This is a genomic window from Bacillus sp. A260, assembly GCF_009861435.1.
GTDB lineage: Bacteria > Bacillota > Bacilli > Bacillales > Bacillaceae_G > Bacillus_A > Bacillus_A cereus.
Map to the genome: position 1 here is coordinate 1,377,524 of NZ_CP046398.1, position 24,917 is coordinate 1,402,440.

The following is a 24,917-nucleotide window of genomic DNA, read 5'->3' on the forward strand; positions in this document are numbered from 1 at the left end:
AGACGACTTTTGATTAGAAAACAAAATGTAATAGGTAGTAAAACAGAGCAGCTAAAGAAGCTGAAATAGGAAGTGTAATAACCCATGTAATTAACATACGTTTTGCAGTTCCCCATTTTACCCCTTTCACACGGTGAGAAGCACCAACCCCTAAAATAGAAGAAGAGATAACGTGCGTCGTACTAACCGGTAAGTGAATGAATGTTGCACCGAAAATAACAAGTGATGATGATAAATCGGCAGCTACACCATTTACAGGACGAATTTTCATAATTTGTCCACCGACAGTTTTAATAATTTTCCATCCACCGACAGAAGTACCAAGCCCCATTGCGATAGCACAAGATAATTGTACCCAGAACGGGATATCGCTAGAAGTATGATAGTTATTAGCCATAAGAGCCATCGTAATGATTCCCATTGCTTTTTGTGCATCATTCGTACCGTGTGTGTAGGCTTGTAATGCTGCAGTGAAAATCTGGAATATACGGAAGTTCTTATTCGTTTTTGTTAAGTTAAAGTTTTTAAATACTACTTTAAAAATACTGTATACGATATAACCAATAACGAAAGCGATAATCGGTGAAATGATTAAAGCTTCAATAATTTTAATAAATCCTTTAAGATTTAGCGAGCTAATCCCAGCGGCCGCAATTGCTGCACCTGCGATTGAGCCGATAATTGCATGCGAAGAACTACTTGGAATACCGTAGTACCAAGTAATTAAGTTCCAAGCTATCGCCGCAAGCAAAGCAGCTAAAATTACAAGAGAACCATTTTGTAAGGCGAATGGATCAACGATATCTTTTGTAATCGTTTTTGCTACACCTGTAAATGTCATTGCGCCTAAAAAGTTCATAATAGCCGCCATAATAATGGCATGTCTAGGCTTTAGAGCTTTCGTTGAAACAGCCGTTGCAATAGCGTTTGCTGTATCGTGAAATCCATTGATAAAGTCAAAAGCTAAAGCGCAAATGACTACTAAAACGGTCAGTATCAAGAGTGTATCCATGATCAAACTCCTTACGCGTTCTTCATAATAATTGTTTCTAATACGTTTGCAACGCTTTGACAGCTATCAGCTACTTCTTCAAGCTCTTCGTAAATCTCTTTAAATTGAATAATCTTAATCGGATCTTTTTCACGAGAGAATAAGTTCTTAATCGCATGACGGCGAATATCATCACACTGTGATTCATAATCCTTAATTTTAATCGCATTTGTACGAATGTCGACTAATTTTTTGTTAGACATTAATTCAACAGAGTTTGCAATCTCAATCGCACATTGATTAATTGCTTCTACGAATTTAATCATGTATTCATCAGCTTCTGTAATAGAATACATTTCGAACAGACCAGCACTGTGATCTAATCCGTCTAATACATCATCCATACTCATTGCAAGTTGTAGGATGTCCTCACGCTCAATCGGAGTGATAAACGCTTTGTTTAACTCCATAATGATTTCGTGAATAAATGAGTCACCTTTTGACTCATACTCTTTCATGCGCATAGAAAACTCTTTTAAATCGCTAGCATTTTTAATTTTATACTCCACGAAAAACTGCGCGCCTTCTTTTAAATTTTCGGAAACATTCATTAACATTTCAGAAAATTTATCTTTTTTTGATTTAAAGACCATTATTGTTACCCCCACAAAAGTAATATATGTAAAATATATTGGCTAATCAATTCTAACAAAAAACTGTCGTTTTTTAAAACATTTTATCGAAAAGTTTACAAAAACTTAACATAACTCTCGTTGTTCTATTAATAATATTAATATCCAATAGTGAATATCTTACTTGTAGAATGTCCTTTTCTTGCAAAAAGTATGAATGCAAAAGAAAAGCTTTACACTATAGGAATGACTACGTTATTATAATAAATTTAAAAGGCGGTATATTCTTCCTTTTAAAAAGAAGAGTGTAAATAAATGAAGGAAGTGAACGAATGAAATTGAAGAACACTCATTTTAAAAAAATGCTTGAGTGGTTCAATAAGAGGAAGAAACTTCGTAATTCATTAATTGTATTGGGAAGTGTATTCGTTACTCTATTTATTGCTGTAAATATAATAATTTCCATTCAAGACATATCTGAATTAAAACAAGCTGTTCCACAACCGACTTTAATTTATGATGCAAATAATGAGGTCGCAACTAAATTAGCTTCTTCGAAAACAGAAGGCGTTAAAAGAAAAGATATTCCTGATATTATGGTTCAGGCAATTGTTGCAGTAGAAGATAAGGAATTTTTTAACCATCATGGTATTTATTATAGTGGAATTATAAGTGCGGTTTTTAAAAATATTACAGCAGGAGAAGTTGTAGCAGGGGGAAGTACAATAACACAACAACTTGCGAAAAATGTATTTCTGACACAAGACCGCACATACTCCCGAAAAATAAAGGAATATTTTTTAACGAAAAAAATAGAGCGCACGTATACGAAAGATGAAATCATTGAAATGTATATGAACCAAATTTATTTTGGTGAAGGTGCTTGGGGTATAAAAAGGGCAGCTAAATCTTATTTTGATAAAGATGTAAAAGATTTAACAATTTCAGAAGCTGCAACGATTGCGGGCTTGATTAAAGCACCATCTGCGTATTCACCTTATAAAAACTTTAACAAGTCAATTGAAAGACGTAATGTTGTATTAAGTTTAATGAAAGAGCAAGGGTATATTTCTGACGAACAGTATAATAAAGAAAAAGAGAGCGGACTTGTGTTAAAACGTGGCGTTGATGATAAATACAAGGGAAAATACTCTCAATATGTAGACTATATTGTTAGAGAGGCGATGGAAAAGTACGAATTAACACAAAATGAAATTTTAGCGGGTGGTTATCGAATTTATACAGAGCTTGACCCGAAAAAACAACAGGCTGTAGAAGACGTTGTGAATAATGATAGTTATTTCAAAGATAGTGGCTCAGACCAACTTATGCAAACGGGTGTAGTTCTTATGAACCCAAAAACAGGTGGTGTACCAGCTCTAGTTGGAGGCAGAGGGCCGTATCAGTTTTTACAGTTTAACCATGCAACCCAATTAAAAAGACAACCTGGCTCAACGTTAAAGCCTTTGGCTGTATATGTACCAGCGTTAGAACAAGGATATGAAGTATACGATATATTAAAAGATGAACCATTTAACATTAAAGAATATAAACCACAAAATAGCGATCATACTTTTCACGGTGATGTGACAATGTATGAAGCTGTGGCAAAGTCGTACAATGTTTCAGCTGTGTGGCTATTAGAACAAATTGGATTAGATAAAGGATTGAAATCTTTAGAGCGATTTGGTATCCCATTAGTGCCAGAAGATCGTACGTATCCGATTGCTTTAGGCGGTATGCATGTGGGGACATCTCCATTTGTAATGGCTCAAGCATACAGTACATTTGCAAATGATGGAGTCCAAGTGGAAGCTCATGCAATTAGGGAGGTACAAAATGCTGAAGGTGAAACGCTTGGAAAGTGGTATAAGAAAGAGACACGAGTGACGAGCGAGAAAATTTCTCAAAAGATGACATATTTATTAAAAGGTGTTGTCGAAAAGGGAACGGGCGAAAAGGCGAAAGTTAATAATGTTGATACGGCAGGTAAGACAGGAACTACTCAAATTGTAAATGGCCCGAGCACCGGTGCAAAGGATTCATGGTTTGTTGGATACACGCCAGATTTGGTAGGTGCGATTTGGGTAGGATATGATAAAACAGATAGCGATCATTATGTTCCGGGTGGTAGTCAAATTACGACGACAATGTTCCGGGATATTATGAAAAAAGCAAACGCAAATCCAGCTCAAAAAGCATTCCAGTTATCGCTCATATCTGAGGCTGATTATAAAAAACAATTGACTACAATAGAAGAGGAAAAACGAAGAAAAGAAGAAGAGAAGAGAAGGAAAGAAGAGGAACAACAACGAAAACAAGAGCAACAAGAGTGGCTTGATAAAGTGAAAGAATGGATTCCTTCATTTTGGTAAAAGAAAGAGGCGAATAAAAAAATTCGCCTCTTTTTTGTATGAAAACAAAATAAAATTTTAATCGGTAGAGATTTTTGTCTATCTTAATTAGCTATTAATCCATATCCGTTGAGATACATGATATTACTCATTAAGTACAATATTCGTACTGCCAAAGGATTCGGAATCGTATGTGACGATTATTTTGCCTTTACTAATAGGTTCGTAAGGCAATTCTTCTTCGTAATTACCATTATTTTCATTGTGGATAGAAAGTGTAATTTCATCGATTTTTTTATTTGTATACTGATCTTTAATCGTTTCAGCAATTTGGAGTAACGCCTCGGAACTAGAAGCTTTCGTAATAAGCATTCCTTTTATAACTTTTTTTTCATTATTTGTTGCATTGGAATAAGGGATGTTGCTTTGTTTTGTATACAAAAGTTTGTATGGAACAGTTTTTCTCTCTGCTTTTGATATAGTGGAATATTTTAGAGTTAAAAAAAATCCTACACATAAAATAATGCATACCATAAGAGCAAACCAAATGCGTATTAGTGACATAACTCTCATTTTCATCCCTCTTTCATATCTTTGACTTCATTATTTATCATACAAAAAGAGGATTAAGATAGAGTAAATTTGAGGTAAAGAAACGTAAAGAAGGAGCACTTATCCTCCCAAATAAGTGCTCCTTTCTATATAAAGAGAGATTTAATGCACGGTTAAACGATACATATTATTATAAATATATTTTTCAAGTGAAAATTAGTAAATTCGGAATACAGATAGTGTTGCAGTTGTATCGCCCGTGTTTGGAATAGAAATAGTGTTTGCTGTAGGTTGTACAGAAATTGTTGTACCAGCTTGTAAAGTAACGATTGTAGAGAACGATACAGCACTACCGATAACGTTAGTTGAGAAATTACGAGTAGGTGGTTGGCCGTTGAATGAAATACCGAATCCAAACGGTGAAGATCCTGGGAAAGTTGTAGATGCTGAGAAACTAATATCATATACGCCTGTTTCTAAAACTGTTAGAGTATCTGTAGTGTCATTGAAATCGATATTATTTATTTCGAAAACTTGGTTAAATTGGATATCCATTCCAGGCGATATTGTTTGAGCATTGGAGTTTCCGATTGCTGCGATCGTTACAGGAATTGGCGTACCCGCTGGTCCAGTAGCGCCAGTAGCACCTGCTGGTCCTTGGATACCTTGAGGTCCAGTAGCGCCAGTAGCACCTGCTGGTCCTTGGATACCTTGCGCACCAGTAGCGCCAGTAGCACCCGCTGGTCCTTGGATACCTTGAGGTCCAGTAGCGCCAGTAGCACCAGTAGCGCCTGTTGCTCCTCCACCTCCAAGACAACCTGATCCGTATTGAACTAGGATAGTTTGGATCTCTGTTATGAGTCTAACTAGTTTGTCGATCGTACAACAATCTACTTTGAATAACTTAGCGATATACAATAAATAATTAAGCAAGCTTTGTAGCTCAACGTACAATGCTCCGCACGAGAAAGGTGTTGTTCTTAAAATAGTTAATAGATTAGCAATAATAGAATTTCCAATTTGTTTTTGTGCTGGAGATAAATCTAAGCAATTGAGGAATTTTTGTAAGTTATTTAGGGCAGCGATCAAGTTATTGATATTATTTTGAGAAGGGTTTTGAAAGACAGCTTGAATAGCTTGGCCAAGAGCTTGAAGAAGTCTAACGAATTCTGTAAGTTCGGACTTAGAGATGTTAATGTGACTGCAAGTTCTGACTTCACAACAATCATTACCATAAAATACTTTTCCTTTATTTTTATTGTTCATCTTTTCATTCTTTTCTTTCATAGAATCATTAGTCATTACTATATATTAAAATGAAATTTATACTAAATTCGTGATGGACAAACTACCATTTCTAAAAAAATAAGAAATTGGCCCACCTAGAAAGAAATAAGTAAGATATAGAGAAAGGTTTATATAATGTAAAGAAGAAAAGTGCAACATAAAAAACTACATGCTAATTGTTGGGAGTGTTTAACAATTGGCATGTAGTTCGTGCATTAGTCCTTTATTTACATTGATTTAATTTTTCAAGGGTTGTTTTAGGTAAGATTGGAATAGAAATAGTGAAAGTTGTACCGTTTGAAGCACTAGTCATTTTGAGCGTGCCGTTATGATTTTGGATGATTTTTTTTGTTACTGACAAGCCTAGTCCTGTTCCCGAATCCTTCGTTGAGAAGAATGGATCAAAGATATATTCTTGAATAGCTGGAGGAATACCAATTCCATTATCTGTGAAAGTAATCCGAACGAAGTTATCAAGGCGATAACTAGTAATTTGAATAGAAAGAGGTTTGTCGCCTTGAGCATCGACGGCATTTTGAAATAGATTTAAAAACACTTGAACAAGTTCATATCGATCAATATTGACTAAAATATCATCTAATTCATTAGAGAAGTTATAATCAATTGAAATATTATGCAAGGAAACTTTACTAACTAGTAACTGTTGAATATACTCACGTAAAAATGTATTAATGGGAAAGGGTTCTCTTTTAAATTCACGTGTTTTTGAAAGAGATAAAAATTTTGTAATGATACTATTTGCTCGATCTAATTCAGGAATAAGTAAATTTTTAAATAGTTCTTTATTAGATGGAGAAACACTTTCTTGTAAAAATTGTAAGTATCCTCGTACTGTTGTAAGAGGATTTCGTACTTCGTGTGCAATTCCAGCTGCGATTCGCCCTGCTAACGAAAACTTCTCTGCATCACGTTCTGTATTTAAATAATGAAAGACACTAATAACTCTAAAAATCTCCCCGTTATAATCACGAATAATTCGGTTATTTATAATGCCATAGTTTTTGTCTAAAACTTCTTCATTATATATTTCTGTTCCCGTTTTTAATGTTTCAATCGCTTTAATTTTTTCTTCCGGCAAGTTTAGTAATTGTTGAATCGGTTTTCCGATAATATCATTTCGTATTACACCGAAATCATCTGCAGCAACTTGATTACATAAAGTAATATTCCCTTTATTATCGACAAAAGTTACATGATGTGAAAAGGCATCAAAAATATGTACAAAGTGTTTTTCGAGTTGTTCAAATAAAAATAATGAATCACAAGTAAGTTGAAAATGAGCCTCTTTATTCTCTTTTGGTATTTCTTGAATGGAATGGGTTGTTCTAGTTTTCTTTATTCGTAAACCAATATGTGGATTTTTGTATGTGAAATGATGTGGTAATTGATTCACAAGTTCTTCATAAAAACGTACTTTATTTTCTAGTTCTTCAATTCGTTTTTCATGAGATACAGTAGCATCGTTTGGAAGCATAAATAAATAACCCCTCATTTTAAAAATTCTTCCATATAGTATATCATATTTTTATAAGGATACTCTTAAAGAAAAGGCTACATGATGCAAAGTGTTTGGAAAGTGAATAGAAGATGAAGTTAAAAAGGGAGGGGTATATGTGCTGTTTATTGGAGTGACAGGATGGGGAGATCATGATTCTTTATACATAAATCCCTATGAAAATAGAAATAAATTACGAACATACAGCGAGTATTTTCCTATAGTAGAAGTGGATAGCTCATTTTATGCGATGCAACCTGCACGAAACTATACAAAATGGGCAATGGAAACACCGAAAGATTTTTCTTTTATCGTAAAAGCATATCAAGGAATGACAGGACATATGAAAGGTGAAATTCCTTTTTCTACGTTCGATGAGATGTTTGATGTATATAAACAATCTATTCTTCCTTTAATTGAAGCTGGTAAATTAAAAACGATTTTATTTCAATATCCACCATGGTTTGATTGTAAAAAGAAAAATGTAGATTTTCTTCGATATACGAAAGAAAAAATGGAAGGTTTACCATGTGCAATAGAATTTCGAAATCAAACATGGTTTTATCCAGAAATGAGAGATAGGACGTTACAGTTTCTAGAACAAGAGAAATGGATTCATACAATTTGTGATGAACCACAGGCTGGGATAGGTTCTGTGCCACTCGTGTTAGAGGTTACGAATTCAGACATGGCATTAATACGTTTTCACGGTCGAAATGTTCATGGTTGGCTTGATAAAGGGGAAAACTGGAGAGCAGTTCGCTGTTTATATCGCTACAACAATAAAGAACTGGAAGAATGGGTTGAACGATTAGAGCAATTAAAAAAGAAAACAAAGGATATATACGTACTGTTTAACAACAATTCAGGTGGGGATGCAGCAGATAATGCGAAACAGCTTATGAAAATGATGAACATTACATATGGTGAGCCGAAGCCGGAGCAATTAAATTTTTTTGAATGATAATAAACAAGAAAGGCACTGTACAAACAGGGGGAATGTACAGTGCCTTTCTATATGAAAAAGAGGGGTAACAATGTTACTGAGCGTTTGGTTGATTCATCAATTGTTGGCTTCATAATAAATGATAATGGTTATCATTATCATTGTCAATGGTTTTTCTAAAAATATATAAAAAACTTTGTATATTTTAAATAGAGATAAAAAAAGAACAGCATTAATGCTGTTCTTTTCCGTTGACGAATTGTTGCAAATCAAAAGGAGTTATCGCCTGGATAAATTCTTTTGAGATAAGTGTTTGAACGAGAGTGCTCTCAGAGATAGAAGCACCTGTTTTCTTTTCATAAGCTTGTTTTAATAAATCAAGTTTTTCAGCCGTTTCTTTTGGTAATTCAATTGTAAGTGTGTTCATAATTTCTCCCCCTTATTATTAGAGTACCACTACAGTATAGGAGAGACAAGAAAAGAGAATATGAAATATAAAAAAGGTTACCAAATTTTCAAATGGTAACCTTTTTTATGTATAAGAGTTATTAAGCAATACCGATATACTTTAAAGTTTTTGATGGAGTACTGTGATCAAAGAAGTGTTGTAAAAATGCAATATCAACACCTGATTTGTATGCACAATAACCCCAAGTTTTTCGAAGTGTATGTGAGCTAATCCCTTCTAATCCAACTTCTTTTGCAGCTTTGTTTAAAATGTACCATGCATGTTGTCTCGTAATAGATTTTGTTCCTTTTTGAGATTTTAACAATGGTTCATTACGTTTCCAAGTTTTACGTTCTTTCATGTAGTCTTCGATTGCGTGCTGTAAGTCTTCATTTACAGCAAACCATTTATGTTTCTTCACTTTTTCATTGTAAAATAAAATGGAATGGCGAACATTTTCATTTTCATCGATTACATCACTAACTTTTAATTGTAAGATTTCACTTACTTTTAAGCCAGAATTTACAGCTAATACGAATAATAAGCCATCACGTTTCGAAGATTGTAAAAGTATATTTTTGATAGTTTCTAATTGTTTTTCATTTTGAATAGGTTGTCCTGCTTGTTTCATTTCACGCACTCTCCTCTTTTATATGTGTAAAGGAAAGGATTAACTTGTTTCTTACTATAAAGGGAGAGTGTGAATTTCATGTGAACTCCTAGTGAAATTAAGACAAATTATTTGACTTCTTTTACTTTTTGTAAATTGAAATAGAATACAACACTGTTAGTCGTATTATACACACCGTATTCGGCATGATGGAGGTCTAAAATGTTTTTTACAATAGATAATCCGAGACCGGTACCTCCAGTGTGACGGCTACGTGATGCATCTAGACGATAGAAGCGATCCCAAATTTTTTCAAGACTTTCTTCAGGGATAGGGTTTCCTGTATTCTCGATTTCGACTTTTACGGTATCTTCTGCTTCTATAATGGAGACTTGTATTTTTTCTCCCTCTGGCGTATAACGGATTGCATTACTTAGTAAGTTCACAACTACTTGCTCAATGCGACTGCGATTTGCTTTAACAAGTATAGAAGGGTCTGCATCGATGTTCACTTGTAAATGTTTTTCTTCCATGCTAAATAATAATTTTGTGTAGACTTGTTGCGTTAATTCACCGATTGAGAACGTCGTCATATCTAGTTTGTAAGTACCAGATTCCAACTTTGCTAATTCTAACATTTCAACAATCAGCCTGTTCATATTTTCTGTTTCTTCTAAAATAACATCAGTATAATACGAAGTATCCTTACTAACACCATCTTTAATTCCTTCTGCAAAACTTCTAATTACACTTAGCGGTGTTTTTAATTCGTGTGATACGCCAGAAATGAATTCTTTTCTTGTTTTTTCTAATTGACGTTCACGTTCAATATCTTGTTGTAACTTTGTATTAGCAACATTTAATCGATCGATTCGATCTTTTAAATTTACAGATAATGTATTGATACTGCCAGAAAGCCCGCCAATTTCATCGTCAGCTGTAACAGGTAATTTCTCGCTGAAATCAAAATTAGCCATTTTTTTTGTAACACGATTTATTTTAATTAATGGCTTAACAATGATTTTTGAGTAGTAGAAGGATAACAAAATAATTACGAGAAACACGATGATTAAGGCATAGACATAATAATCTTTTAAAACGAGCATCGCTTCATTAACAGGCTGCAAAGATGCTATCGCAAAAGCGTATTCTGTAATCCTTCCATTTTCTATAATCGGTTTTACAAAGATACTATTTTTTATATTTTCTCCGCCATCTAATATGAAAGTACTTAATTGGTTCGAGTTAGAAGTTCCCTCTCTGATCATATCTGCAAAATATTGAACGGCTTGTAATGTTTCAATATCATTTGCAAGACGAACCTCCGCTTTGGATGGGAGCTGTAACTTAGTTATAACACCTGTAAAGACGATTCGAGTTGTAGATTTGTATCGGCTTGCAAGTCTGTTCTTAGAAGGGTTACCATTAATTGACTGAAAATCCGAATAGAAATGTTCGTTCTGCCATTGATTATAATTCGTTCCTAATTTTTGTGGTGTGATTATATTATTCTCTTGTACGACTCCATCAACATTGATTATTACATCTTTTTTTAAGCCTAAATTTTCGAATTTATTATATTCTTCTGGTGTTAAAAGATTATTGAGTGGTATGGAATACTGTTTTTCATTTTTGGGATTAATGACATCGATATAGTAATTATTATCACTTTTAATAATGCCGTTGGAATCCAAAAACTGCATATCTGCATTTGTTTTATCATGAAATTCTTGTTTTAGTTTTCTAACCTTCTCATAACTTTTATCACTTTTATCATAATTATCTACGAATTTTTCAAAAGCAGTTTGGACTGTTTTTACTTTCTTGTTAATATAAAATTTTTCTAAAAATAGAGATTGTCCTAGGAAAAAAAGTAGGAATATGATTGTAAATAAAGTGGATGTTAATAAAAATAGTTTAAAGACGATACTTCTGTTTTTCACTGCGTCACCTCTTATGAGAAATACTGTAAATGATTTCTTTATCCCGTTAAATCCGATTGGTTCAACTAATAATCAGTGGAGGATGGAAAAAACCCCCACTGATTAAAGTTTCACTTTATTATAACAAACGTTACAAGAAAGTAGAGGGGAGAAATCTGTCTCTTTATAAAGTAGTTATTTATAAAAAGTCACATAAAAAGAACTCGCCAGACGTATGACAAGTTCTTTAGTGTATTATTGTTGAATTGCTGCATCTAAAGCGATTTCAATCATTTCGTTAAATGTAGTTTGACGCTCTTCAGATGTTGTTTCTTCGCCAGTGAAGATGTGATCGCTAACTGTTAATACAGATAATGCATTTACACCGTATTTCGCTGCTAATGTGTAAAGAGCAGTTGTTTCCATTTCTACTGCTAATACACCGTAATCTCCAAGTTTTTTAACTATGTCCATGCTTTCACGATAAAACACATCTGCTGTTAAAACGTTACCGACACGAACGTGTAATCCTTTTTCAGTTCCAGCATCGTAAGCTTTCTTTAAAAGATCAAAGTTTGCAGCTGGTGCAAAATCAAATCCTGGGAATGTTAAACGGTTCATATTAGAATCAGTACAAGCCGTCATTGCGATAATAACATCACGAACTTTTACATCTTTTTGAATTGCACCGCAAGTTCCAACGCGAATTAAATTTTTAACGCCGTAGCTTTGGATTAATTCGTTTACATAAATAGAAATAGAAGGAACACCCATACCTGTACCTTGAACAGATACACGTTTTCCTTTATAAGTTCCAGTGAAACCTAACATACCACGCACATTATTATAGCAAGTAACGTCCTCTAGAAATGTTTCAGCGATATATTTTGCACGTAATGGATCACCAGGTAATAGAATAGATTCAGCGATTTCGCCTTGTTTTGCTTCGATATGTACACTCATAAAAAAGTCCTCCTTATAATGTATTGATAGAAATCAATATCATTTGCATTATACACTACGAATCCTTTCAATTAAAATCTTTTTATTATTTGTAATATGTGCAAAATAGGAGGATTTCATAAATCATAATCTAGAATATATATCTTAAGAAGTTTTGTATGAATAGAGACAATAAAAATGGTAGGTGATGTTTTGAAAAATCTTGTCATTGGGCTTATTGCGTTAGTACTTATTGTGGCAGGAGGATTTTACATAAAAAAATATCAAGAAAACGAAGAGACTGTAGGAGATGTTCAGGAAGTAAAGTGGGATGTTTCAAATGGAAAGGGAAATGAGAAAGTAGATATTGTATTTCAATTGTTAAACAACAAGAATAATGAAATTCGTGGTGTAAATGATCAAATGCGGGCAGTGATTGTAGATGGACAGTTAAAAAACATACAACAAATTAAACCCACATTTGCAGGGAACGGGTCATATAAGTTATCTTCCAAAATAGCGAAAGACGAAGAATATACAATATTTTTATACGAAGACAAAAATAAGTCCGTAGAGTCATTCGCTAGGAAGAATTTTGGTAGAACGAAAGAGGAGAACAATAAGAAAAAAGTGAAATTTCCAATCGACAGTGTACTTACAAAAAAAATAGGAGAGTATGAAGTTTCTCTTTTATTTGGCGCATTACATCCGAATGAACCAGTTACGTTAACATTTCAGTTTCAAGCGAAAAAGGGTGAAAAATTGAAATTGCATTCAGAGAGAGGAGAAGTAGAGTCACTCTATATAGTGGATGAAACGAAGGAGAATTTTTTATACGCTATGCCTGTAGATACGGATGAGCAATTACAATACCGAATTACATTTCCTGCCGAGGGCACGTATAAAATGTGGGGGAATTTCTATATAAATGGTAAGAAGTATGAAAAAGAATTTATTGTACAAGTTCAAAAAAGAAAAAACAGCTAAGAATTTAGCTGTTTTTTCTTTTTCCTATTAATTTTGTTACAGAGAGCATTGTAATTGGTAAAGAATGATTCTTCCTAAATGCTAAATATTTACCGCTCCATGCTGGTTTATATTTTTCTTTAAAATGTCGTAATCCGCTGAAACTATACGTATAACGAACGTTATTAAAGATTGCAGCAGCCACTCGTTCAGACCAGAAAGACTGTGTGGATAAACCAACATTTGAAAGTGGTGCCATACCGATATTAAAGGAGTGGTATTCATTTTCTTTTGCCCACTGGAATAAGTGGATGAAAATTGCGTCCATAATGCCGCTAGGCGCATCTGGATAATATCGCATTAAATCGACAGATAATGATCCGTTTTGATATACAGGCATGAATGTTGTGAATGCAATAATTTTTCCATCCGCATCAGATAATGTTGCGATAGGAGCGCGACTAATATATTCACGATCGAAGTATCCGAGTGAAAAACCTTTCTCTTTTTTTCCACCAAGCCATGCATCTGAAACTTTTCTTAACTCTTCATATAATTCGTCGGAGAAAGGTGGCTCATGAATAGAGAATGTATAGCCTTCTCTTTCAAAACGGTTGAAAGTAGCTCGCATGCCAGCGCGTTTCTTTCCTGTTATTGTAAAGGTATTTAAATCAACAACAGCTTCTTCACCAAGCTTAAAGAAGTTATAACCAAAATCGTGGTATAAACTCATCCATTTACTTTCAATTTGATAGAATACACAAATGTATCCAAATCGATCAGCCTCAGCTAAAAACTCTTGCAATACAGTACGATAGGAGGAAGGGGCCCCAATTGGATCACCCAGTACAATAAGTCGTTTTCCAGTTATTGAGAAGAGAATGAGTGCTTTTCCATCACTACTGAAAAAGAACTGTTTATCTCCTAAAAAACCTAAATGACTAAGTACATTTCCACCATGTTCATCTAAGAAGTTTTGTAATCGTTTATCATTAGCTGGTTGCCCGGGAAATTCATTTCGATAACGATTTGCAATGAGTGAACCAATTAGTAAAAAAGTAGGAACAAAAAAGGCAGCTGCTAATGCACTTCGTTTTACTTGTGTAATATTACGAACGACAAAATCAGGTTTGAAAGCTTCTTTTGCACCTGCAAATAAAATACCTAAGTTTTTATATAAATATAACGTTACAAGTAGGAATATAAAAACTTTTACGATATCGGAAAGTGAGACTTCCATTTTCTCACGTACAAACCTTTTACGAAGCATATACAATACAGCGAGTACGATTAATAAAATAAAAGTTTCTTCAACATCAATTCCTTTTAGTGTGTTAAAAATAGCCGCTCCAATTAAAGAAACAATCGTCATATAATAAGAACGTTTTGTTCCGTAATATATCCCCCGCGAAAGAATGAGGAGGAGAATACCGAATGTTAGCGATAAGCTAAAAGAAAATTGAATAAGATGTTTTGGAGCTAGAATATGTAAGGCGTGTGCCCGATTTATACTTGTTGGTAGAATGGTTGATAAAATAACCATTAAGCCAGCAAATACTGTTAAAGCAGCAGATGCCCAAGAACCTAACTTTCCTAGAAAGTCACGCTGCAAAGTCCATATAACACCAGTTGTCTCTAATGCAGGTGCAATAAAAGGTTTATCTTCAAACTTTTTAATGGCTACTCCTGTCATTTCAAAAGCTGCAAAAATGAGACCAAGGCAGAAGGGCAAGATGTAATAGACGAGACGATATAATAACATAGCAGGGAGTAAAACACCTGTATCGATGCCGTATTGCCCAAGCCCAGTTAAGAAGACAAGATCAAATGATCCAAGGCCACCAGGAACAAGACTAACGACACCAGCTAAAGCAGCAATAACATATACGCCTAAAAACTTTTGGAATTCGATTTCAATGCCAAATAATAGTAATATAACGTACATAACAATACCAGCAGATACCCATTCGACTAATGAAACTAATGAGTATAAAACAGTTGGGTTTTTCTCCTCTTCTTCTTGTTCCTCTGTTTGCGTCGCTTTTCTATTTTTTAATTTAGAAAATCCGATATATATAGGGACGAAAAGAGCGAAGAAGATAAGAACAGGCCATAGCCATGGTTTTTCATGCAAAATAAATCTGGTGTCTAATATTCCGATAAGACCAAGAAATGAAAGAATGGCTAATCCATTAATAAAGGCAGTTGTCATCCAAGCGATACTTTTAATAAGTTTTCCATTTTCTTTTATATATGGACGATAAAGCATTGTGCGTACGCCGGCTCCAACAAGACCACCAAACCCGATAAATCCATTTAAAGTATTAGCAATCCACGAGATACGGAAAATCTTTTGGACAGGAATGTCAGCTTTTAAGTAACGAAGCATAACATAGTCATAAAAGAACATTGTTGATACAGCGAATGCACCAAGTGTAATTGCTAAAAAGACTCCTCCAGTTGGAATGTTTTTAATTGTATCAATCGCTTCTAAAAAAGAAATGCCCGCTAATTCTTTTTTTGCTTGAAAGAATACAATTGTTAATACAACAAATGGGAAGATAATTTTCCCGATTTGTAAGAAACGTTTCCATGAAAACGACATAAATACAACTCTCCTTGTATAAGAAAACTGAGACAATAATATTATTATGACAAACTTCAAGAAAAATAAAAAGGTAATTTCCTGTATAGGGGAGCTATTTTTTATATAGGTATATTTAAAAGAATATTTTGTTTATCAGAAAATTAAGTTAGAATAAGGTGAAAGAAGGGTGAGGGGGGAGTATATGATTATAAAAGGTTACGTAGGATATGAGTTAGAAAAAGAGAAACCTAATACATCAGAAGATTTTTTTAACAGATCTGAAGTGACATATATATTAAATGGTAAAGAGAAAACTTTTTCGGTTTTATACGTTCGATATTTTGAAGAAGTTTTACAAGAAATTACTCCTTTTGAAGGAAATCCAGTGTATAAAGTAGAAGAACAAAACATATATTTGCGCGATATTGTAGCGATATGTTGTTTAATGAAAGATAAGGAGCTTCGTGCGCAAAAACGTTTGTATTTAAATAATATGGAAGAATTTCAACAATATTTTGATGAGGGAACGGTGTCGAAAGTACAAGAAATATTGGCTGAATTACATAAAAATAAAAGAGTAGAAATAGCGTGAAATGGCAAAGGAGAGAGAAAAAATGTCTAATTTTATGGTTGAAAATCAAACAGAACAAGTTTCTATATTTTTAGAAGATGCTATTAATTTGATAACCGATTATGTAAATTATCATACGTTACCTTCTTTATTAGAGGAAACACCAGCAGGGAATGAGCGATATTATAAAGGGTTATTAGCATCAATGAGACGACTTCTCGTTTTTTGCGAAGAAGGACAGGATGCATGTTTTGTTTTGTTGAATAGCCAGCCATTTCGAAAAACAGCAGCTGAAAAAATTTTATATAAGATTTACCATCAAGTAATTGCAGAGTTTTTTTCACCGAAGAGTGATCATTGGTATGAAAATAGTCGGTCTGCATATACAGGGAAAAATTCTATCGTTTTTCAACAAACACCACCTGCATCTTTAGAGCAAGTGATGAAGAGTTTAGAAGGTAAATTTCAATTGATGCGTGAAGAACTAGAATATTATGAGACGGATTATCAGACAAAGATGTTACACAAATATTGATTGAGGAAAAGAAGCTAAGGTGACTTAGCTTCTTTTCCTTTTGTACAGTTATATAAGGGATTTTCATTGAATATAGTTAAGTGGATAGCATTAGGGAGGTGCAACATGAATCAGCAAGGTGTATTTACAGATTACTTTCATGAAGTAGAAAATTGGTGTGAAAGTGTTCTTCACGTATTAGATAGTCGCGCAATGGAAGTGTATGATGTCCATATGCTTGCTTATAAAATTCAGACGTTATTAGAGCGTATGAAAGAGCATGAGTATGAAACAGATGCAGAGTTTATGTATGAAATAAGCGATGATGTAGAACATATTCAGCATCACTTGCAGGAAGTATTTATGCAAGAAGAAGAGGAATATGAATTATATGAAAGAGGGGATAGTGAACGAGCTGTCCCAATTGGAGGACATACACTCCCGCCATTACCTTATCCATATAATGCGTTAGAACCGTATATTTCTAAAGAAATTATGATGTTACATCATGATAAACATCATCGGAGTTACGTGGAAGGATTAAATAAAGCAGAGAAGATGATGGAAGAAGCGAGAAAAACAAATAAATTTGATTTAATTAAGCATTGGGAAAGGGAAGCGGCTTTTCATGGGTCAGGTCATTACTTACACACGATATTTTGGAATAACATGAAAAAAGACGGTGGTGGAAGTCCAAGAGGAACTTTTTCACAACAAATTGAACAAGATTTTGGGAGCTTTTTACGTTTCCAAAAACATTTTACAGAAGCAGCCTCTAAAGTAGAAGGTTCAGGCTGGGCAATTCTCGTTTGGGTACCCCGGTCTGGAAGGTTAGAAATTTTGCAAAGTACACTTCATCAATTATTTACACAATGGGATACGATACCGCTCCTTGTACTAGATGTCTGGGAACATGCGTATTATTTACAATACCAAAATCGAAAAGATGAATATATTAAAAACTGGTGGAATGTTGTAAATTGGCCTGATGTAGAAAAAAGGTTTGAAACTGCGAAACAAATTGAATGGACACCATATTAGACGCAAATTCTCTGCGTCTTTTTTAATGGAAGTAGAAGGAAGATTTCGTTCATATTTTAAAAGGCCAAGCATACACTTGTACAAAAAGTGCCAAAAGGACGTGGGGGGAAATATGAGACGAATTTGTGTAATCATTACGCTTCTTATGATGTATGCAAGCGTTATGCCGATTCCTACATATGCAAAGATGAACAGCAATGTTAGTGCTCGAAATGCTGTATTAATGGAGCAACAGTCTGGTCGTGTATTATACGGAAAGGCAGAACATGAGCCTCAAAAAATTGCTAGTATAACAAAAATTATGACCGCCTTATTAGCTGCTGAATCAGGGAAGATGAAAGAAATGGTATCAGTTAGTAATGAAGCGGTGAGGGTGGAAGGATCGGCAATCTATTTAAAGCCTGGACAAAAAGTGAAGTTAGAAGATTTAGTATACGGACTCATGCTTAGATCTGGTAATGACGCAGCGCAAGTAATTGCTGAAAGTGTGGGTGGGAGTATAGATGGATTCGTATATTTAATGAATCAAAAAGCGAAAGAAATTGGAATGAAAGATACGCACTTCTCAAACCCTCATGGCTTAGATGGAGATGGATCACATTATTCGTCGGCTTACGATATGGCATTATTAACGAAATATGCAATGGGAAACGAGACATTTAAGAAAATCTTTGGAACCAAAACATATAAATCAGATTCTTGGGATTACCCGTGGAAAAATAAACATAAGCTGGTAACGTCTTATTATGAATTTGCAACAGGGGGAAAAACAGGCTTTACGAAGAAAGCTGGGCGAACGCTTGTTACAACGGCATCAAAAGGTGGACTAGATTTAATTGTCGTAACTTTGAGTGCCTCTAGTGATTGGGATGATCATATGAATTTGTTTGATAAAGGTTTTGACCGTTTCAAACAAACGAAAGTTTTAGGACAAGGAGCAATTGCTGAAATAAATGAAAAGAAGTATGCCAACCATGTTTATACGAAAAATAGTTTTTCGGTACCGTTAACTGAAGAAGAAAAAAAGAACGTAGTATTAAAAGTTGAACTCGATAAAAGTACAAAACTTACGGATGGAGTAAAGGTTGGGAAGACAGACATTTATGTTGGTAATGAAAAAGTTGGAGAACGGAATTTATTTTATAGTAAACGGAAGTTAGTAGCTACAACGGGACTTTACTGGAATAATGTGAAAGAAATTTTTTCTTACATGATAGGTGTTGGGAACGATGGTTAATCTCGTATGGGTAGCGATGGCTGTCATTGGGATTGTATACGCCATGATAAATGGAACGATGGAAGAAGTGAATAAAGCTGTATTTGACGGAGCGAAAGATGCGGTAACGATTTGTATAGGACTTATTAGTGTTTTAGTATTTTGGCTCGGTTTAATGAAAATTGCAGAGGAGGCCGGATTGTTAAAAAAATTAGTTACACTTTTTATGCCGATAGTAAAAAGGTTGTTTCCAGAAATACCAAAGGATCATCCGTCCATGGGATTTATTCTATCAAATATGATGGCAAACTTTTTTGGTCTAGGTAATGCAGCAACCCCTCTTGGCATTAAAGCGATGGAACAACTGAAAGAGTTAAATGGAGGAAAGGATTCGGCGAGCCGTTCTATGGTGACGTTTCTAGCATTAAATACATCAGCTATTACATTAATTCCTACGACAGTCATTTCGATTCGAATGACGTATGAATCAGCGAATCCTACTGAAATTGTTGGGGTAACATTTATTGCACAAGTACTTTCTATGATTGGAGCAATTTGGATTGACCGCTATTTTTACCGAAGAAGGAGTAGAAAGGGGCGGAAAAAATGAGTATTGTAAATACAATTTCCTTATGGGTAATCCCTTGTGTAATTGGTTTTATCCTTTTATATGGCACGATAAAGAAAGTGCCGACGTATGAATCGTTCGTTGAGGGAGGAAAAGAAGGGATTCAAATTGCAATTTCTATCTTACCGTTTATGGTTGGAATGCTTGTGTCTATTTCTATATTCCGGTCTTCAGGTGCGTTAGACGCAATGATATCGGTAATGAAGCCAATGTTAGATTTAATCCATGTTCCAGCAGAAATTGTACCATTAGCACTTATACGCCCTATTTCAGGCTCTGCTGGTTTAAGTATTACGACCGATTTAATTGCAACATATGGGCCAGATTCGTTTATTGGGAGATTGGCTTCTACGATGCAAGGGAGCACAGATACGACTTTCTATATTTTAACTGTATATTTTGGAGCGGTTGGGATTAGAAAAATGGGGGATGCACTAAAAGTAGGACTTTTTGCAGATTTAATCGGGATTATATGCTCAATTGTGTTCGTTTCTTTATTGTTTCAGTAATACTATTCATTTTTTACGCTATTTCGCTTATAATACGTATACGACCACTATTAAGGTGTAGCTTAATAGTGGTTTTTTTATGTGGTATTTTTGACAAAATGATGAACTTTTATTGTGAGAAATATGAAAAATATGGACAATAATAAAGGGTAAAAACATGATTTGACCTTTATATGTTTATTATCATCGCTATGTTGTTTAAGTAAGATGAAGCGAATAGCCGTAAAGCGTATGCGGTTGCCAAGTCTTTCTAATGTAAGGTAAGATAAATTCGAGGTGAAAAAAAGAAATGGAACGATTACAAAAAGTGATTGCGCAAGCAGGTATTGCATCGAGAAGAAAGGCTGAGGAATTAATTCAGCAAGGAAAAGTGAAAGTTAATGGAAAAATAGTGAAAGAGTTAGGGACAAAAGTAACTCCTCAAGATAAAGTAGAAGTAAATAATATCCCTCTTGAAAAAGAAGAACCTGTTTATTTTTTACTATATAAACCAACTGGCGTAATTTCAAGTGTATCAGACGATAAAGGAAGAAGTGTTGTAACGGACTTTTTCCCGGAAATTACACAACGTTTATTCCCAATCGGACGCTTAGATTATGATACGTCTGGCGTATTATTAATGACAAACGATGGGGACTTCGCAAACGTATTAATGCATCCTAGATATAAAGTTGAAAAAACATATGTTGCAAAAATAAAAGGGCCATTAACAGGTGAGAAAATTCGCATGTTAGAACGCGGTGTTACGTTAGAAGACGGTAAAACAGCACCAGCACGTGTGAAAATTATTTCTTGGGACAAGCGTAAAGAGATGGCTATTGTACAATTAACAATTCATGAAGGACGTAATCGTCAAGTACGTCGTATGTTTGAAGCGTTAGACTGTAAAGTAGTGAAATTAAAACGTGAACGTTATGCTTTCTTAGAAGTAGGAAGCCTGCGACCTGGTGATGCGAGAGAATTGACACCACATGAGGTGAAACAATTACGCGCGCTTGCTTCTACAAAGCCAAGATAAGCTATAGAGTTAAAAATTCACCAGTGGAGTGCTCTGCTGGTGATTTATTCAATACAACATTTACAGAAGATAATACATAACATTTACCGAGGAGAGGAGAGGTAATATGAAGAAAAATCGCTTATTATTTCGCGTTATTATTCTACTCATTTTATGTGGTGCTGTAGGATTTACCCTTTATCAAGGATTCTTTGCTAATAAAGAGAAAATGCAAATCGGAAAAGAAGCACCTAACTTTATTGTGACGGATTTAGAAGGAAAGAAAATTGAACTAAAAGATTTAAAGGGAAAAGGTGTATTTTTAAACTTTTGGGGCACGTGGTGTAAACCTTGTGAAAAAGAAATGCCTTATATGAATGAATTATATCCAAAGTATAAAGAAAAAGGCGTTGAAATCATAGCGTTAGATGCAGATGAAACGGATATTGCAGTAAAGAACTTTGTGAACCAATATGGTTTGAAATTCCCAGTTGCCATTGATAAAGGACAAAAGATTATAGGAACATATGGAGTAGGTCCTTTACCGACAAGCTTTTTGATTGATAAAGATGGAAAAGTAGTGGAGCAAATTATAGGGGAACAAACGAAAGAACAGTTAGAAGGATATTTAAAGAAAATTACTCCGTAATAAAGAAAGCCTTTACATAAGGGGTGCGTGTTTATAGTGCCTCTGGTTTAAAAATTCTGAGTATTGCGGTAACTTGAGGTTAGAATATACAATAGTACATATAGATACAGGGGCGGTGAGAGTGTTGAAAGAAATTAAATGTGAATGTGGACATGTTAATCCGATAGGAACCGTTTTTTGTGAAGCTTGCGGGAAACCATTTGAAAGCAATGAAAATGCAAAACTATTGGATATGCGCTATGAGGGGAGTGCACGGAGATCTCTCACGCAGACAAAAACGATAGTCGATAAAATTTGGAGCTTTTTCTCTTCTGTAAAAGTAGGTGTATGGCTAATCGTAATAACTTTAGCTGCATCAGCGATAGGAACTATATTTCCGCAAGAAATGTACATAACTCCAGGTATTGCACCAGCTGAATATTATAAACAAGAATACGGATTTTTAGGACAATTATACTATCAATTAGGGTTTAATAATTTATACGGTTCATGGTGGTATATGATTTTGATTGCTTCTATCGGTATTTCACTTGTGATATGTAGTTTAGACCGCGTTATTCCACTTTATAAAGCTTTAAAAAAGCAAGGCGTAAAAAGACATTCTAGTTTTTTAAAGAGACAGAGATTATATGGGACTGGTACACCGCAAGAAGGTGACCTGGAAAGAGTGCAAGAGAATTTAAAGAAAAGAAACTATAACGTGAAAGTGGAAGACGGAAACGTTTTAGCAGAAAAGGGACGCTTCTCGCGTTGGGGTCCATATGTAAATCATATCGGTCTTATTATCTTTTTATTCGGTGCGATGCTTCGTTTTTTACCGAGTATGTACGTAGACGAAGCACTTTGGTTACGTGACGGTGAAACGAAAGAAATACCAGGGACGGATGGACAATACTACTTAAAAAACGAGAAATTTATAAAAGAAGTTTATGATAAAAGTAAGGACAAGGAAGTTTTTGATGAAGCGATTGATCGTGTAGGCGATAAAATGATTGCGAAAAACTTCCAAACGAATGCCGTATTATATAAAGCAGTAGGAGAAAATATAGCAGGACAAAAACCGAAATTAGAAAAAGTAAAAGAAGCGGAAATTCGAGTGAATGAACCACTGAAATTTGATCAATTTGCAGTGTATCAAGTGGATTATAAAGAAAGTGAATTTAAAAGTATGTCCTTTAACTTGCAAAATAAAGAAAATAATCAAAAGTGGGGACCAATTAAAGTAGATTTAACGAATCCTAAGGAAAAATATGATTTAGGAAATGGTTATTCTCTAGAACTATTAAGTTATTTTCCTGATTTTTATTTTGATGAGAATGGAAAACCAAATACAAAAACGAAATTACCAAACAATCCTGCATTTGTATTTAAAATGTTTACACCTGAAACACCAGATGGTGAAGTGAGTTTTGTTGGTATTCAGCAAAATATAGAACCAGATGGAAACAACAAATATAAAATGTCGTTTGCAGGTGTTGAAATGCAAAATGCAACAGCACTTACTGTAAGAAAAGATTTAACGCTTTGGATTCTCGGCATTGGAGGATTTATATTTATGGTTGGTGTCATTCAAGGTATGTATTGGAATCATCGCCGTATTTGGATACAACGTGTTAATGATGAATGGTGGATTGCAGGGCATACAAATAAAAATTGGTTCGGTTTAAAGAAAGATATTGAAAGAGTACTAGAAGGTACAGCAATTCCACAGCCAAATGATAAAGTAATTGATAAAAAAATTAGTTAAGGTGGGGAAACGATATGGTGCAAATAAGTAGTAACTTTCTCTTTACCGCATTTATTTTATATTTAATTGCCACTCTATTTTTCGGGGGAGCAATTAAAGAAAAGGGTCATAAATGGGCAAATGTAGGAATAACGATTACAATGTTAGGGTTTATTGCACAAACAGTATATTTTGTTACAAGGTGGATTGCATCAGGACATGCGCCAGTTAGTAACTTTTTTGAATTCGGTACATTTTTCGGCATGATGCTTGTAGGAGCATTTATTGTCATGTATTTTATGTACCGTGTAAGCATAATCGGACTATTTGCATTACCAGTTGCGCTTTTATTAATTGCCTATGCAAGTATGTTTCCGAGGGAAATATCTCCGCTTATTCCATCTTTAAAAAGTAATTGGTTACATATTCACGTGACGACGGCAGCAGCAGGACAAGCCATTTTAGCGATTAGTTTTATTACAGGTGTTATGTATTTATTGAAAAATGTAGATCAATCGACGAGAAGTAAACGTACATTTTGGCTAGAGACGGTAGTATTTACACTTGTTTGTACAGTTGGATTTATTGGAGTAACAACGGTATTTTCTAGTATGAAATATGAAGCGAAGTTTCAATGGATTGATAAAAATGAACAACAAGTGGAAATGAAATACAATCTTCCGGCTTTAGTTGGACCGCACGAAGGGAAGTTACTGACAGAAAATAAATTAGAACCGGCAGTTGAAGTTCCAGCGATTGTAAATGCGAAAAAATTAAATACTGTTATTTGGTCAGTGTTAGTTGGAACATTACTGTATATTGTATTAAGACTTGTTTTACGGAAGCGAGTATCGGCGGCACTTCAGCCGTTAGTAAAGAATACGAATAGTGATTTACTAGATGAAATCGGATATCGATCTATTGCAATTGGATTCCCAGTGTTCACATTAGGTGCATTAATTTTTGCGATGATTTGGGCACAAATAGCGTGGACACGTTTTTGGGGCTGGGATCCAAAAGAGGTTTGGGCACTTATCACTTGGCTCTTTTATGCGGCAGTATTACATTTACGCCTATCAAAAGGATGGCATGGAGAGAAGTCAGCTTGGCTTGCAGTAATTGGTTTTGCAATCATTATGTTTAACTTTATTGTAGTAAACTTAATTATTGCCGGTTTACATTCATATGCATAGAGAAATAAAATAGGGGAGTGCATGTCACTTTCCTATTTTATTTTTGTCAACTTTTCTTCTTTTTTGAGAAAAACATGACAAAGTAGCGGTTGATTTTGTAAAATGATGTCGAGGACATTA

Annotated in this window: 23 protein-coding genes; 13 read left to right on the forward strand and 10 right to left on the reverse strand. The window is 34.5% G+C overall.

What is annotated here, in order from left to right:
- Window positions 1-13: 13 nt before the first annotated feature.
- Window positions 14-1,012 carry an inorganic phosphate transporter gene (locus GD442_RS07080; protein ID WP_000380272.1) on the reverse strand — a complete coding sequence of 333 codons (999 nt, stop codon included), beginning with the start codon at window positions 1,010-1,012 and terminating at the stop codon, window positions 14-16.
- A gap of 11 nt (window positions 1,013-1,023) precedes the next feature.
- Window positions 1,024-1,644, reverse strand: coding sequence for a DUF47 domain-containing protein (locus tag GD442_RS07085; protein ID WP_000231449.1), 621 nt, complete (start codon window positions 1,642-1,644; stop codon window positions 1,024-1,026).
- Window positions 1,645-1,955: 311 nt separating this feature from the next.
- Here GD442_RS07085 and GD442_RS07090 point away from each other — a divergent pair, with 311 nt between their 5' ends.
- Window positions 1,956-3,998, forward strand: a complete 2,043-nt coding sequence (locus tag GD442_RS07090; RefSeq protein ID WP_000769242.1) for a transglycosylase domain-containing protein — start codon at window positions 1,956-1,958, stop codon at window positions 3,996-3,998.
- Window positions 3,999-4,121: 123 nt separating this feature from the next.
- Here the strand turns inward: GD442_RS07090 and GD442_RS07095 are convergent, their stop codons facing one another.
- The 3 genes from GD442_RS07095 to GD442_RS07105 form a co-directional block, all read right to left on the reverse strand.
- Window positions 4,122-4,550, reverse strand: coding sequence for a hypothetical protein (locus tag GD442_RS07095; RefSeq protein WP_001265569.1), 429 nt, complete (start codon window positions 4,548-4,550; stop codon window positions 4,122-4,124).
- Between the two features lie 195 nt (window positions 4,551-4,745).
- Complete coding sequence (locus GD442_RS07100) at window positions 4,746-5,795, reverse strand: Gly-Xaa-Xaa repeat protein (protein ID WP_001060640.1); 1,050 nt, start codon at window positions 5,793-5,795, stop codon at window positions 4,746-4,748.
- 244 nt (window positions 5,796-6,039) lie between these two features.
- Window positions 6,040-7,311, reverse strand: coding sequence for an ATP-binding protein (locus GD442_RS07105; protein WP_159365069.1), 1,272 nt, complete (start codon window positions 7,309-7,311; stop codon window positions 6,040-6,042).
- 139 nt (window positions 7,312-7,450) lie between these two features.
- On the opposite strand from GD442_RS07105, the gene GD442_RS07110 reads away from it, so the two are divergent.
- Window positions 7,451-8,296: a DUF72 domain-containing protein gene (locus tag GD442_RS07110; RefSeq protein ID WP_000897361.1), complete on the forward strand. Its 846-nt coding sequence runs from the start codon at window positions 7,451-7,453 to the stop codon at window positions 8,294-8,296.
- A 214-nt stretch (window positions 8,297-8,510) separates the two neighbouring features.
- Here the strand turns inward: GD442_RS07110 and GD442_RS07115 are convergent, their stop codons facing one another.
- From GD442_RS07115 to deoD, 4 genes are all read right to left on the reverse strand, one after another.
- Window positions 8,511-8,705, reverse strand: a complete 195-nt coding sequence (locus tag GD442_RS07115; RefSeq protein WP_001094860.1) for a DUF3924 domain-containing protein — start codon at window positions 8,703-8,705, stop codon at window positions 8,511-8,513.
- A 121-nt stretch (window positions 8,706-8,826) separates the two neighbouring features.
- Window positions 8,827-9,357 carry a tyrosine-type recombinase/integrase gene (locus tag GD442_RS07120; protein ID WP_000806236.1) on the reverse strand — a complete coding sequence of 177 codons (531 nt, stop codon included), beginning with the start codon at window positions 9,355-9,357 and terminating at the stop codon, window positions 8,827-8,829.
- A 107-nt stretch (window positions 9,358-9,464) separates the two neighbouring features.
- The gene (locus GD442_RS07125; protein ID WP_000797510.1) at window positions 9,465-11,279 is read right to left on the reverse strand and encodes a sensor histidine kinase; all 1,815 of its coding nucleotides are present in this window, start codon (window positions 11,277-11,279) and stop codon (window positions 9,465-9,467) included.
- 234 nt (window positions 11,280-11,513) lie between these two features.
- Entirely contained in the window at window positions 11,514-12,221 is a 708-nt protein-coding gene (gene deoD, locus GD442_RS07130) for a purine-nucleoside phosphorylase (protein WP_000110703.1), read from the reverse strand.
- A gap of 177 nt (window positions 12,222-12,398) precedes the next feature.
- On the opposite strand from deoD, the gene GD442_RS07135 reads away from it, so the two are divergent.
- On the forward strand, window positions 12,399-13,187 hold the full coding sequence (locus GD442_RS07135; RefSeq protein ID WP_000232610.1) for a hypothetical protein: 789 nt from the start codon (window positions 12,399-12,401) through the stop codon (window positions 13,185-13,187).
- Window positions 13,188-13,191: 4 nt separating this feature from the next.
- On the opposite strand, the gene mprF is transcribed toward GD442_RS07135, so the two are convergent.
- Window positions 13,192-15,771 (reverse strand): bifunctional lysylphosphatidylglycerol flippase/synthetase MprF, encoded by a 2,580-nt coding sequence (mprF, locus tag GD442_RS07140; RefSeq protein WP_000010845.1) that lies wholly within the window; start codon window positions 15,769-15,771, stop codon window positions 13,192-13,194.
- Window positions 15,772-15,955: 184 nt separating this feature from the next.
- Between mprF and GD442_RS07145 the strand changes: the two genes are divergently transcribed.
- The 10 genes from GD442_RS07145 to resC all read left to right on the forward strand — a co-directional run bounded on the left by GD442_RS07145 (window position 15,956) and on the right by resC (window position 24,797).
- Window positions 15,956-16,345, forward strand: coding sequence for a hypothetical protein (locus tag GD442_RS07145; RefSeq protein WP_000584367.1), 390 nt, complete (start codon window positions 15,956-15,958; stop codon window positions 16,343-16,345).
- Between the two features lie 22 nt (window positions 16,346-16,367).
- Window positions 16,368-16,859: a YpuI family protein gene (locus GD442_RS07150; protein WP_000064518.1), complete on the forward strand. Its 492-nt coding sequence runs from the start codon at window positions 16,368-16,370 to the stop codon at window positions 16,857-16,859.
- 105 nt (window positions 16,860-16,964) lie between these two features.
- Window positions 16,965-17,879, forward strand: a complete 915-nt coding sequence (locus GD442_RS07155) for a superoxide dismutase (RefSeq protein WP_001075741.1) — start codon at window positions 16,965-16,967, stop codon at window positions 17,877-17,879.
- Window positions 17,880-17,991: 112 nt separating this feature from the next.
- Window positions 17,992-19,116, forward strand: coding sequence for a D-alanyl-D-alanine carboxypeptidase DacB (gene dacB / locus GD442_RS07160; RefSeq protein WP_001252638.1), 1,125 nt, complete (start codon window positions 17,992-17,994; stop codon window positions 19,114-19,116).
- Complete coding sequence (gene spmA, locus GD442_RS07165; protein ID WP_000247811.1) at window positions 19,109-19,705, forward strand: spore maturation protein SpmA; 597 nt, start codon at window positions 19,109-19,111, stop codon at window positions 19,703-19,705. The genes dacB and spmA overlap by 8 nt, the downstream gene beginning before the upstream one ends.
- Window positions 19,702-20,232 (forward strand): spore maturation protein SpmB, encoded by a 531-nt coding sequence (gene spmB, locus GD442_RS07170; RefSeq protein WP_000029514.1) that lies wholly within the window; start codon window positions 19,702-19,704, stop codon window positions 20,230-20,232. The genes spmA and spmB overlap by 4 nt, the downstream gene beginning before the upstream one ends.
- Window positions 20,233-20,521: 289 nt before the next feature.
- A complete protein-coding gene (rluB, locus tag GD442_RS07175) occupies window positions 20,522-21,250 on the forward strand; it encodes a 23S rRNA pseudouridine(2605) synthase RluB (RefSeq protein WP_000440556.1) in 729 nt (242 codons plus the stop codon).
- Between the two features lie 106 nt (window positions 21,251-21,356).
- Window positions 21,357-21,878 carry a thiol-disulfide oxidoreductase ResA gene (gene resA / locus GD442_RS07180; protein WP_000742192.1) on the forward strand — a complete coding sequence of 174 codons (522 nt, stop codon included), beginning with the start codon at window positions 21,357-21,359 and terminating at the stop codon, window positions 21,876-21,878.
- 121 nt (window positions 21,879-21,999) lie between these two features.
- Window positions 22,000-23,625, forward strand: a complete 1,626-nt coding sequence (gene resB / locus GD442_RS07185; RefSeq protein ID WP_000910525.1) for a cytochrome c biogenesis protein ResB — start codon at window positions 22,000-22,002, stop codon at window positions 23,623-23,625.
- A gap of 14 nt (window positions 23,626-23,639) precedes the next feature.
- Entirely contained in the window at window positions 23,640-24,797 is a 1,158-nt protein-coding gene (gene resC, locus GD442_RS07190; RefSeq protein ID WP_000250100.1) for a cytochrome c biogenesis protein ResC, read from the forward strand.
- Window positions 24,798-24,917 lie beyond the last annotated feature (120 nt).